General features: G+C 43.9%; 10 protein-coding genes. 1 reads left to right on the top strand and 9 read right to left on the bottom strand.

Annotated features, from left to right (window positions below):
- Nucleotides 1-436: 436 nt before the first annotated feature.
- The 5 genes from ACOZ9X_RS00195 to ACOZ9X_RS00175 all read right to left on the bottom strand — a co-directional run bounded on the left by ACOZ9X_RS00195 (nt 437) and on the right by ACOZ9X_RS00175 (nt 5159).
- Nucleotides 437-730 carry a ferredoxin family protein gene (locus ACOZ9X_RS00195; RefSeq protein ID WP_066398362.1) on the bottom strand — a complete coding sequence of 98 codons (294 nt, stop codon included), beginning with the start codon at nt 728-730 and terminating at the stop codon, nt 437-439.
- Entirely contained in the window at nt 731-2026 is a 1296-nt protein-coding gene (locus ACOZ9X_RS00190; protein WP_423416508.1) for an FAD-dependent oxidoreductase, read from the bottom strand.
- Complete coding sequence (locus tag ACOZ9X_RS00185) at nt 2019-3044, bottom strand: electron transfer flavoprotein subunit alpha/FixB family protein (RefSeq protein ID WP_423416507.1); 1026 nt, start codon at nt 3042-3044, stop codon at nt 2019-2021. Before ACOZ9X_RS00185 ends, ACOZ9X_RS00190 begins: the two co-directional genes overlap by 8 nt.
- Entirely contained in the window at nt 3034-3873 is an 840-nt protein-coding gene (locus ACOZ9X_RS00180; RefSeq protein WP_423416506.1) for an electron transfer flavoprotein subunit beta/FixA family protein, read from the bottom strand. The genes ACOZ9X_RS00185 and ACOZ9X_RS00180 overlap by 11 nt, the downstream gene beginning before the upstream one ends.
- Nucleotides 3874-4028: 155 nt before the next feature.
- Nucleotides 4029-5159: a spore germination protein gene (locus ACOZ9X_RS00175; RefSeq protein WP_423416505.1), complete on the bottom strand. Its 1131-nt coding sequence runs from the start codon at nt 5157-5159 to the stop codon at nt 4029-4031.
- Nucleotides 5160-5515: 356 nt separating this feature from the next.
- On the opposite strand from ACOZ9X_RS00175, the gene ACOZ9X_RS00170 reads away from it, so the two are divergent.
- Nucleotides 5516-7489, top strand: a complete 1974-nt coding sequence (locus ACOZ9X_RS00170; protein ID WP_423416504.1) for a M6 family metalloprotease domain-containing protein — start codon at nt 5516-5518, stop codon at nt 7487-7489.
- A gap of 41 nt (nt 7490-7530) precedes the next feature.
- Here ACOZ9X_RS00170 and ACOZ9X_RS00165 read toward each other — a convergent pair whose 3' ends face one another.
- From ACOZ9X_RS00165 to ACOZ9X_RS00150, 4 genes are all read right to left on the bottom strand, one after another.
- The gene (locus ACOZ9X_RS00165; RefSeq protein WP_423416503.1) at nt 7531-7878 is read right to left on the bottom strand and encodes a hypothetical protein; all 348 of its coding nucleotides are present in this window, start codon (nt 7876-7878) and stop codon (nt 7531-7533) included.
- Between the two features lie 119 nt (nt 7879-7997).
- Entirely contained in the window at nt 7998-8180 is a 183-nt protein-coding gene (locus ACOZ9X_RS00160) for a hypothetical protein (RefSeq protein WP_423416502.1), read from the bottom strand.
- 35 nt (nt 8181-8215) lie between these two features.
- The gene (locus ACOZ9X_RS00155) at nt 8216-9760 is read right to left on the bottom strand and encodes a glycoside hydrolase family 32 protein (protein WP_423416501.1); all 1545 of its coding nucleotides are present in this window, start codon (nt 9758-9760) and stop codon (nt 8216-8218) included.
- A gap of 107 nt (nt 9761-9867) precedes the next feature.
- Nucleotides 9868-11325: a glycoside hydrolase family 68 protein gene (locus ACOZ9X_RS00150; protein WP_423416500.1), complete on the bottom strand. Its 1458-nt coding sequence runs from the start codon at nt 11323-11325 to the stop codon at nt 9868-9870.
- Nucleotides 11326-11718: the final 393 nt, after the last annotated feature.

The raw sequence follows: 11718 nt of genomic DNA, 5'->3' as shown, positions 1-11718 counted from the left end.
CAATTTAATCCATACAACTAAAAGGTAATTATGTATAATAATAATTAGTTGGAAATAAAAGTTAAAATTGAATATGAGGAGTGGTTTTATGGTGTTAAAAAAAAATGCCGGTATACTTTCAATTCTATCTTTATTAATTGCGGGATCTCCAATCATTCTGGCTGCATATAGCCAATTCATTGCGGACTCTTGGTTGTACTCTTTTACCTAGGCATGTATCTCTTTTGGTCAAAGCCTTAATTTAGTAGCTAATTAGCAGGAGAAATTTATCATGTTTTTTGGAATGCCTTTTCTTATTAGGATTCTTGCCTTTTTCTTACTTTGTTTTGGAGTTGCTTCCTATTTCCTTGCTACAAAAAAATTCACCGTCATTTCAAACACAAAAAAAGGATAACCTGGCACAAACCCCAGGTCATCCTCATCTTTTCCAGCCGTTTTACCCCAAGCGAAACACAATCCCATGTCCGCCTTTTGGATATTCCCACTTAATATTTTGATGCGGACAACCGATTCGGCAGCTTCCGCACTCGTGACAGCCCTCGTACCCGACGTGCATCCTGATTTCTTCCCACTTATACACTTCTGCCGGACAGAAGATCGTGCAGATTTTATCAGGACAGTGGTTCAGACAAACATCCGCATCCATAACGGTGAGATGTGACTTTGTGTCTGCGTTAAAACGAACGAGATACTGTTTTTCTTCGATGCTCTGACACTTTCTTTCGCTCATTTACTTCATCACCTTCCACGCCCGGTAAGCGTCACGAGCTAGTTTGAATTTCTCTCCAGCCGTTCCTACATCACGCCAAATTTTCCTTTGTTTCTCCCATTTCGATGAGCCATCGACCGTAAACATCTGGCTCGCCGCTTTGTTCACCATCGGAATATACTTATCAAAATACTGAGGAAACTTATCAAAGTGATGCGTTGAATCTTTGTATTTTTTCATATCCTGACCGACAAAACTGCTCATCAAGCGTGTTTTATAATGATTGAGTGTCGCTTCCGAATAGTCTTCACGTTCCTTCGCGAGCAGCACCGCTTCAGCTGCGAACTGACCGGACTTCATCGCAAGGTTCGAGCCTTCTCGGTGGATGGCGTTCACGAGCTGGGCGGCGTCTCCAACAACGAGCACACCGTTGCCCGCTACTTTTGGCATCGATTTGTAGCCACCTTCTGGAATCATGTGCGCTAAATATTCGACCGGCTCACCGCCCGCAATGTAAGGACGGATCATCGGATGGTTCTTCACATACTCCAGCAGCTCATATGGTTTAATCTTATGCTTGATTAAGCCAGATAGAAGTGAACCGACGCCTAAGCTCAGCGTGTCTTTGTTCGTATAGAGGAATCCGGTCCCGAGAATTCCCTTAGTTGCGTCACCAAAAAGCTCGATTGTCGTACCTTGATTCTCTTCTAAATTAAATCGGTCCTCAATCGTCTTTTTGTCGAGCTTGATGATCTCCATTGTGGCGAGCGCTACTTCATCAGGACGAAACTCTTTATGAAAGCCGAGCGACTTCGCTAACAGTGAATTTACTCCATCGGCCAGCACGACAACGTCCGCGTACAGGTCACCGTCCGGCCGATCTGTTCTTACTCCCACTACTTTTCCGTTTTCCACGATACACTCTAGAACAACGGTTTCGTTCACCAAAAGGGCTCCCTGCTCAACAGCTTTCCCCGCAAACCATTGATCAAACTTTGCCCGCAGTACCGTAAAATTATTGTACGGCTCCTGTCCCCATTCCATCCCCTTGTATCCGACGGTTACCGCCGATTCTTTGTCCATCATCATGAACCGCTGCTCAACGATCGGTCGTTCGAGCGGTGCTTCTTTCCAAAACTCCGGAATCACGTCCTCCATCATTTTGCGATAAAGCACCCCGCCCATTACGTTCTTTGAGCCCGGATACTCTCCACGTTCGATGAGCAATACGTTTACGCCTGCTTTTGCAAGTTCGTATGCACAGGAAATGCCGGCAGGACCTGCACCAACAACGATTACATCAAACTTTTCAGACATGGTCCACCACCTCCTGGTTAAACGCTTGTTTAAACTGTTGGATCAGAAGCGGCACGATCTCAAACGCATCGCCAACAATTCCGTAGTGACTCGATTGGAAAATAGGAGCTTCCGGATCGTTGTTGATTGCGATGATCAGTCCCGAATTCTGCATCCCAACAATATGCTGAATCGCTCCAGAAATACCGATTGCAAAATAGATTTTTGGCGTAACGGTTAACCCTGTCTGCCCCACTTGGTGATGGTGTTCGACCCATCCAGCTTCCACAACATCACGGCTCGCCCCAACCGCCGCTCCCAGCGTTTCAGCAAGATCATGAACCACCTGGAATCCCTTCTCGCTGCCCAAACCTTTTCCGCCAGCTACGATAATATCCGCTTCATCGATACGAACCTTCTGTGTCGTGAACTGTACGATCTCAAGAACCTTCGTTCGAATGTCTTCTTCTTTAATAGAAGCTGTTTCTTCTATTACCTGTCCTTTTCTGCCAGGTTCAGGCGTAAGTGCTTTCATGACTTTTGGCCGGACCGTTGCCATCTGTGGTCTATATTTTTTACAAAGAATCGTTGCCATAATGTTACCGCCAAACGCTGGTCGGCTCGCAAGCAGCAATCCTGTGTCTTCTTCTATATCTAAAATCGTAGAATCGGCAGTGAGTCCTGTTGGAAGGTCCGTCGCAACGGCGCTTGCCAAGTCTTTACCAGTCGATGTTGCACCGTATAAAATGACTTCTGGCTTATACTTTTGACAGCATTCTAACAGTGCTTTCATATAAGACTCAGTTCGGTAGTTTTTAAAAATGGTGTCATCGTACACATAGACCGTGTCTGCTCCGTATTCAAAAAGCGTGTCGGCGAGATGTGTGACGTTTTCTCCGATCAACACACCAGCAAGCTCTGTGCCACGTTTGTCGGCGAGCTCTTTTCCAGCGCCTAACAACTCAAGCGAAACCGGAACGACTTCACCGTCTTTTACCTCAATAAACACCCAAATGCCTGAATAATCCTCAAAGCTCAACGCCGGCACCTCCCTTCACCGCAAAAAGCTCTTTTTTATCTAATAAAAGGTTTAGCAGCTGTTCGGCCTGCTGAGCTGCATCCCCCTCTAGCATCTCACCGCCACTCGGTTTGGTTGGTGCCCAAACCTTCGAAACGATCGTCGGTGAGCCTTTGAGTCCGAGCTGTGTTCTCTCCACATCCTCTAGATCAGCTACCGCCCAGATCACCGGCTGATAGCGAGCCGCTTTCAGCATGTTCGTCATCGACGAATACGGAACGTCGTTGATCTCTTTTTCCACCGACATCAAGCACGGCATCGTCGATTGAATCACTTCATAACCATCCTCCAGCTTTCGGTGAACAATCGCATATCCTTCTTCCATGTTGATCTCTTTTACCTTATTAACGGAAGTGAGGGGAGGCATGTCTAACCGGCGTGCGATTCCTGGCCCAACTTGTCCCGTATCACCGTCGATCGTCATCTTCCCGCAGATGATCAAATCTACAGGCTGGATTTGCGAGATTTTCTCTATTGCTTTTGTAAGTGCATAGCTCGTCGCAAGCGTATCCGCTCCTGCAAACGCTCGGTCTGAGATCATATAACCTTCATCTGCACCGATCTCGATGCATTTTTTGATCGCTTTTACTGCTGGCGGAGGACCCATCGTCAGCACCGAAACCGTTCCTCCGTATCTCTTTTTCAGACGCACCGCTTCTTCCACCGCATGCGCGTCATATGGATTTAGTATCGCAGGCGCACTCGCACGGTCCATCGTATTCGTCTTCGGGTTCATCTTGATGATCTTCGTATCCGGCACCTGCTTGATGCAAGCCACAATATGAAGCATTCGACCCCTCCTCTAATCACAGGCATTTCTCACATAAGAAGCCACTAGTATGATGATTACTACTACTATATGGAGGGCTTATCCAATACATGACGGATTTCTATACATAATTAAAAAGAGCACTTCTCCTTCTGAAGAAATGCTCCCGTTAAAATTTATTCTCTAAATGAGTGCTTGCTATTAATAATTGTTTTCAGATTCCCACGCCATAATACGTCTTTCAATTCCCATGGACGGAAAGGTAGGAGAGGTGTTAAATATGGAATTCCATAAGGTTTTAAATAGGTTGCCCATAAAAAAAATAATGTGAAAGCTACGATTAATCCACTAAAACCAAAGAAGTAAGCAACGATTAACATGAACCACCGAAGAGTCGTTGATAACGGAACGATGCCTTTTACAAGGACTAAGAATACACACAACTGATTTAATCCTGCAACTACTAATCCAGCAGGACTGATCAAATGGATGGTTAACGCATGTTCACCGACTACTAGTGTAGCTAATACGGTGATCATAATCGTTAAGCTTTTATAAATGTGCAAAGAAACATCGAATGTTATCCTTAGAATAAATAAGATAAATGCCATTTCCCAAAACGCACCCAGCACCTCTTTCCCGTGAAACCACCCATTAATGACCTCGGATTCAATACCGCCAGAATGAAATCTTTCCACGGCTACATAGATACTAGGTAAAAACACGGTCACCAAAAAACCAAACATTCTCATCAAACGATTTGCAAAGGAACCGTAACTCGTCGTGTACTCGTTTTCCGTCTGAAACAATTCCCAAAATAGTAATGGTGCAACTAATGCGTAAGGGGTGTGGTCTGATATAATGACTACTTTACCTTGTAATAGATCAGAAGCGATCGTTTCAAACCGCTCTGTAAACTTTGTCATAGGAAATAATCCCGAACCTTTCATTTTCAATTCATCCGCAATCACTTCCGCATTAAACATATAGTCCACATCTAGATTTGATACTTTATTCATGACACGCTTCAACGTGATTGTATCTACTCTTCCCTCAATATAAAACACTTTTACATTGGTCTTTGCATCTCTGCCAATTATATAATTTACAATTTCCAAAGGCGCGCCGTTTACCATATGTTTAAGAATTTTGGTGTTGGTTTCCAATGACTCGGTCATGCCAATCTCTTGACCATATACAGTCCGTTCGCTCGTTGCTTCCTCTAAAGCACGTTCGGGTAATTTTGAATTTTGCTGTTCATTTTGTTCAATCAATTTTTCCAACAATTTCTCTATGTTTTTACTCAATGGAAACCACACCTCATTTCAAAGGGTAGTATTCCCACGATAACAGGTAAAAAACCAAAATAAGAAAACAATGGAAGTTGGTAAAAGGGATTCGGTTTCATGCATTTTGAACACCGAATTATCTGCAAACACAGTCCGTACCATTGTGCGATTTCACTTCATTTCCGGCTAAGTCTTTTCTCTATACTTCACCTATTTTTCCTATGTACAATTCCTTATATTTCTCCTCTCCAATAGTTACATATAGGTGTTCCCTCCCATTCTCTCGACAAACAAGCTCTCAAACATGCAATTGGGAAAGAATTCATGTTATTTATAAAATTGTCAGACAATTTAAATAGGGAGTTGTTGCGTTCATGTTGAGTAAAAAGTCCTTTGCCTCCTTTTCCCTCAGTTTTCTTCTATTGACCGTCTCGACCACCGCTTATGCGGACAAGCCTGGATTGCCTGCGTTCCCTGAGCCGGTGGACAAAGAATCGTGGACGTTGCCGCGTGACATGACGTGGAATGATTACCGCCCTGTTCCAGGAATCGATTGGCGCAATACAGATGTTCAGCCAGAGCGAGTCATTAAAGGTGCACTCATCATCGTAGATTTTCCAGACCGTGAATTTATCCTCAGTCAGCCTGAAGGCTCAGAAATTGCCGGAAATCCTATCAACACCGGTAACATCCCTCGAGATCAGATGGGTCAGTTTTGGCTAGACTTCTTAAACAAACCTCAAGCACTCAACAACTACAGAACGATCGATGAATACTGGCGTGAAAACTCCTATGGAAAATGGGCAGTTGATCTCGATGCTTTCGGAACGTACCGCATGGACCACAACGAATTTCAATATGGGCTGAACGAATTCAACCAGATGCAGAACATGCCCGCAGGTTTTACAGGTAAAAACCTTCGATCGGAAGCCATTCAAAAAGCACAAGCGGATATCGATGCATCCGGCGAACAATACGATTTCCGTTTTATCGTTCATGCTGGCTATGATGAATCAGGAGTGTGGCAGGAGTTAGGCGAAATGATGTTCCAAACACCCGAGTCTGTAACGAAACCGTTTGGACCTCCATATGCGGGAATGCCAAACTCTGCCGTAACCCGTTATGTACCTTGGACTTCGTGGTACGCTGCTAAAAGTATTTGGTCTAGCGCAGGCGGGGGAACATCCATCCAAGGGGAAAACGATGGCATGGGGACGTTCGCTCATGAGTTTGGACACATTATGAAACTCGGTGACAACTACAACAATCCTTATGCAAACCCTGTTTCTCGTACGTATTCAGGTCCGTGGGAATTAATGAGCCGCGGAAGCTTCAACGGCCCAGGCGGACCACACACAAGATGGATGGTTCCATCTCCTCTTGGCGCATCTGCTCCATCCCACCACATGCTGCGTAACAAGATCAAACAAGGTTTTCTGGATCAAGATCAATATCTAAGCCTGAACCGTGACGAGCTTGCGCAAACTGGACCTGTTTTTGCAGATATTCTAGCGCGTGAAGTTCCAACTGGTGAGGAGTTTGGCCGAACAGGACTGCACGGTATCCAAATTGCCATGGAAGATCTGACACCGGCAAATTCACTAAAAGATGACTGGCGTGCAGACATGCAGCGCGGAGCCAAATGGTACAACAACTATACGATCGAAGTGGTCGATCGTGTAGGCTACGATTCTTTTGCCCCCGATGCTGGCGTACTGCTCGCAAAAACGAAGAACACCGAATCGGCACCAAACATTTGGGTGATCGACTCTCATCAAGAAGACATCAATCAAGTGGATTTCAAACGACCAGATGGAACGGAAGCCAAGATGTCAAAAGGAGATTTCCAGCAGCTTGCCGACTCCCTCTTTAAAGCAGGAACGGCGGATGGTGTGGTGAGTGAATATAAAGACGAACACAACCGCCTTCACTTTTATGTGTTAGAGAAAAAAGTGGATAAACAAGGTGCGCTTAGCTACCGAGTGGGAGTAAGACATATGGATGGCGCTGGATCTTACAAGCGTGGCGTTCAAGCCGTTAGAGGCTCAGAGGAATTTGCTGTACCTGGCCGAGTTGCCGTTTACAACTTCAACGTTACCAACACAGGTGAAGCAACAGATCTTTTCAGGCTTAACGCAAAAACGGAAGCAGGATGGGAGCTTCATTTGGAACATAACGTGATTGAAGTAAAAGCAGGAGAAACGGTACAGATTCCTGTTTATGTGAAGATTCCGGATGCGAAGAACGGTCCAAAGCCAACAGAGTTAACTTTTACAACAACATCTGAAACAGATAACAATAAAACGTCAACCGTTGTTCACAAGGTCGGCCCTGGTAAAGGTAAATAATTAAAAAGGAGGAGTGATCTCAATGATCGCTCCTCTCATTTTTAAAATGCATATTGAAACAGCCCATAATAGAGTGGACCGATCATAATTAATGCTGTAACAACGAATATCGCTGGGCGAGCGGCTCTAGGAATCTCGTTTGCGTCTTCATTAAACTTTTTAAGTCCATACGCTAGATCCCAAACTAATCCACCGATGAAAACAAATTTCCATAGAAGTGGCGTGAATAGCTCATTGCTCGTAACATAACCGAACAAGCCGATCCACGTGATGATGGAGATAACAAAATCTAGTTTCGCAGAGTGTGTCTTGTATCCGCCTTTGATGAAATAACCGATGGCAAAAGCACCTATTATCCCTAGATAGATCGTCCATAAAATGTCTGTCATAATCCTCATGTCCCCTTTTCTGTCTGTGATTTTATTATAATTCTTACATTTACTTCCGAAAAGGTGTGTTGCTAGACTTTTTGTTATATAAAAAAAGCAACTTCGCTGAGGAAGTTGCTTCACTTTTGTGTTGTGGGTACTTTTACGGTACGTGTTTTTATATTTGTTACACGTTCACCGGTAAATGGTGTATGACCACCTTTAAATGGCTGCTGATCCCCTGAAACGATGCTCGCACCACCGGTAAACACCACACGACCACCTGAAAACCTCGTATAACCACCGACAACCCGCACAAACATGATCTACAGAACTCTCATACACACGAAAATCACACTCAATCTATGTGTTTAACCTGTAAATTCTCAAATATCGCTTCTCCACCATCAGAAAACAGCGTTATTCCCTGATCATGATGCTCTGGATACACGAGACTTGAGTGTGCGACTCTTCCATCATCTACAAACACTTCCACGCTTGTCTTATCCACAAGAATTTTCAGGTGCACGTTCCGTTTATCAGAAGAAAATGAAGCTTTGCTCTCTACATATTGACCGCTTTTATCTGGTTGATTAGACGCAGATCGGTTCACATAAGAAAACTGCCCTTTTGTATGAATTCCCACATCCATATGACGATTCTTATCTTCCGACTCACGAAGTCTCAAACCTATATTTTGACTGTCTTCCCAACTAATATCTGTTTCCAACACGTATGAATCCCCAGATACATCAAGCGTTTTTTTTCCTTCCACTTTTATCTGCTGAAACGAATCCCTATAACTCATGAAGTGATCTAATGCCGCAACCGGCTGTGACGCTAAATAATATCGATCCGCGTTAGCATCGTGTTTCAACTGAAGTTCACGCACTACTGAATCCATACCGTTAAAATCTTCTTTCATCGTCGGCGTTTCATGCGGATAGCTCCAATTGTTCATCCAAGCGAGCGCATATCTTTTAGCATCAGGATCACTCTCTTCTCCTTCATCAAACGTCACGCCGCCATACCAATCAAAGCCATGATCCAGCCATTCGGGATCTTCATGATCAACGGCAAACGATTCTCCGTTAAAATCTCCTGTCCAATACGCGTATGTGTTCGGCTTTCCAGACGCAAGACCGTTCGCGCTCACACCGAGCACCCATTTTAAAGTTCCGTCATCAGCTCGCATCACAAAGAGATCAGGACATTCGATCAGTCCAATATCTTTCGTTTGAAAACCGCTCGTAAATCTCCAGTTTTTCAAATCATCAGACTCATAAAATCCAATCTTCGTGCCTTCTGCCATCAGCATGATCCACTTTTTACGCTCATCATCCCAGACGACTTTAGGGTCTCTAAAATCTTTCGTTCCCGGGTTATCTAAAACGGGTTCCTCGCCATAAGGCTTAAACGTCTTTCCTTCATCCGTACTGTACCAGAGAAATTGCTTCTGTTTTCCGCCGTCTTTAGAAGGCTGTGTGAAGATCGCGATAAACGCATTCTTCCCGAACCCAGCGGTATTTTCTTTATCGATTACTACAGAACCTGACCAGATATCTCCGTTGTCATTCGTAAATTTTGGAATCGCCACGCCTTCATCCTTCCAGTTCACGAGGTCTTCTGACGTTGCATGGCGCCATTCTGTTCCATTTCCGTCTGGATAATCTTTGTTATACAGATAGTAGTAGTGATATTTCCCTTTATAATAGACCGGCTTCTGAGGATCGTTCTTCCACTTATCAGGCGTTGTAAAATGGTAATCGGCTCGGTACGAAGGATCGTTTTCCTTTTTTGGAACAGGCTTACTAGATTCCTCCACCAAATGATTCACTAGTAATATGCCTGCAAACAGTAAACTTAGAATAAATAATAATGGCCATTTGTCATTCTTATACATTGGTTAACCTCCTAGTAATCCCTAAATAAAAAGAAATGCCATCTCTGGCATTTCCTTTTGGTTGATTTGTAGGGTAGGTCGAAAATTGAATGATAGAAAAATCTTTATTACTTCGTTAATTGTCCTTGTTCAAGGATGCTGTTTTTCACAACAGATGTGTTCGGGCCTTTGATGTTCATCTCGAAGCTTGGTGCAAACGTTGATTTGCGATCTTCGAAAAAGCCTCTGTTTGTCATATAGCTTGTTACAACTACATTGTCGCTATTTTCTTGTGGGATCGCGTAGTGTGCATACGTCCAAGTGATGTCTTTCGGATCTTGGTCTTGGTGCAGCACGATACCCGTTTTATTCAACGGCTTGAACGGGCCGTCTAGAGAGTTCGCAGAATATCCAAGCATGTAGATGTCTTTGTCATCGATGCCATCAATTGTCATTTTAGAACCACGACTGCTTGTGAAGAGGTACCATTTTCCATCTTTTTTGAAGATGTTTGGTCGCTCGATCTCATCTGTTACTGTGTTGGATACGATTAGCGGCTTCATCACTTTTTTCACAGAATAATCGTCGTTGATCTCGATGATTCCGATCGCACCGTTTGCTTTTTCAGCTGTTTCTTTCTTATCGCTTGCTAACAGCTTCTTCTTTTCATCTTGGAAGAAAGCGTTGCTCTTTCCGTAGTACGCTTGGTTATAAAGAGATTCTTCTCCTTGGTAACCTGTTTCTGTACCTGTGTTCGCTTCAAATACTAAATATTTGCGTCCGTCTTCTTCGATGTAGTGAGGATCTCTGAACGTATGGTTATCGTTGTAGTCTCCACCACCAAATGCTTTTTCAACCGTTTGGTACATCTTGCTGTCTCCGCCTTCAAAGATAGACTTGTAATCTTCTACACCGTCGATCTCAAGCGTTTTGTTATCTGGTTGAGACAGGTTTACTTGTGCGGTTGTTAACGTTTGTTTACCGAAACGGTCTTGATCTGGTTTGAATGCTTCACGGTTTGTATAGAACAAACGAACTTCGCCATCAGAGGTGAACGTTGCAGAACCAGACCACTCTTCAGATTGACGCTCTAAGTATTTATCGTTTGCTTTGAATTTGTCATCGTCCTCGAAAACACGTCCAGCATTTTTCCAAGCATCGATTGATTGGTCATCTGCTTTTTTATAAAACATGTAGATGAACGTGTCGTTCGGGTTCTTCGGGTCACCCGCTAGACCGAATACGATGTGATAGCCTTTATATTCAGCAACCGTTCCGTCCGCGTTTTGAAGTGGCCACGTATCCCAAACATCCATGTCGATCTGTTTGCCGTTTTCGTCAACCTTCTTAGCTGACTCTACGTTCTTGATCGTTGATGCATCAAATTTTGGCACCGTATATTTTGGATCGTTATGTTGATTGATCATCTGCTTCATGTCGTAGCGCGTGATCTGTGAAGTCCCGTACGTTTCTTTAAAATCTGAAGGGGTTTGACCTGACGCGAATGTTGTTGCGCCCCCTCCTAACAAAATCGCAGTACTGAGTGATACGACAGCTACTTTTTTCGCCATATTACGATAGTTCATACGTATTCCTCCTATGTGATTTTCGTTGGGACTGATTCAACAGTTCCAATCGTTTGTCTTTGCATGATTAAGTATAGGGAAGGATGCTCCATGTAGATATGGCATAGATTGATAAGGATTTCGTCTTAAATTGATATCTCGTAAAGTTGTTGGTGGAAAGTATACTAAAAGATTGTTGTTTTTAACTCCTTGTCACCTTTGATAATTGATTGGAGTGGAAGGTGCGAGACTCCTACGGGACAGGCGGGCAGATTGAAAAGTGGAAGTGGCTCTTTCAGCCCCGACAAGCAAAAGTTGAATGGGCTAGGAAGGCGCACTTTGCCTTCTTGACCGTTTAACTTTTGACCTCGAGGGGCTAGCCACTGCAACTAGACAACTGAGACACTTAAGAGT

The organism is Fictibacillus nanhaiensis, assembly GCF_049537595.1.
Taxonomy (GTDB): Bacteria; Bacillota; Bacilli; order Bacillales; family Fictibacillaceae; genus Fictibacillus; species Fictibacillus nanhaiensis_F.
The sequence above is the reverse complement of the archived record's forward strand: the minus strand, read 5'-3'. Positions and strand labels throughout refer to the sequence as shown.

Coding starts and splice junctions, on each gene's coding strand:
- ACOZ9X_RS00195 (WP_066398362.1), bottom strand. CDS start 730: ATGAGCGAAAGAAAGTGTCAGAGCATCGAAGAAAAACAGTATCTCGTT.
- ACOZ9X_RS00190 (WP_423416508.1), bottom strand. CDS start 2,026: ATGTCTGAAAAGTTTGATGTAATCGTTGTTGGTGCAGGTCCTGCCGGC.
- ACOZ9X_RS00180 (WP_423416506.1), bottom strand. CDS start 3,873: ATGCTTCATATTGTGGCTTGCATCAAGCAGGTGCCGGATACGAAGATC.
- ACOZ9X_RS00170 (WP_423416504.1), top strand. CDS start 5,516: ATGTTGAGTAAAAAGTCCTTTGCCTCCTTTTCCCTCAGTTTTCTTCTA.
- ACOZ9X_RS00165 (WP_423416503.1), bottom strand. CDS start 7,878: ATGACAGACATTTTATGGACGATCTATCTAGGGATAATAGGTGCTTTT.
- ACOZ9X_RS00160 (WP_423416502.1), bottom strand. CDS start 8,180: ATGTTTGTGCGGGTTGTCGGTGGTTATACGAGGTTTTCAGGTGGTCGT.
- ACOZ9X_RS00155 (WP_423416501.1), bottom strand. CDS start 9,760: ATGTATAAGAATGACAAATGGCCATTATTATTTATTCTAAGTTTACTG.
- ACOZ9X_RS00150 (WP_423416500.1), bottom strand. CDS start 11,325: ATGAACTATCGTAATATGGCGAAAAAAGTAGCTGTCGTATCACTCAGT.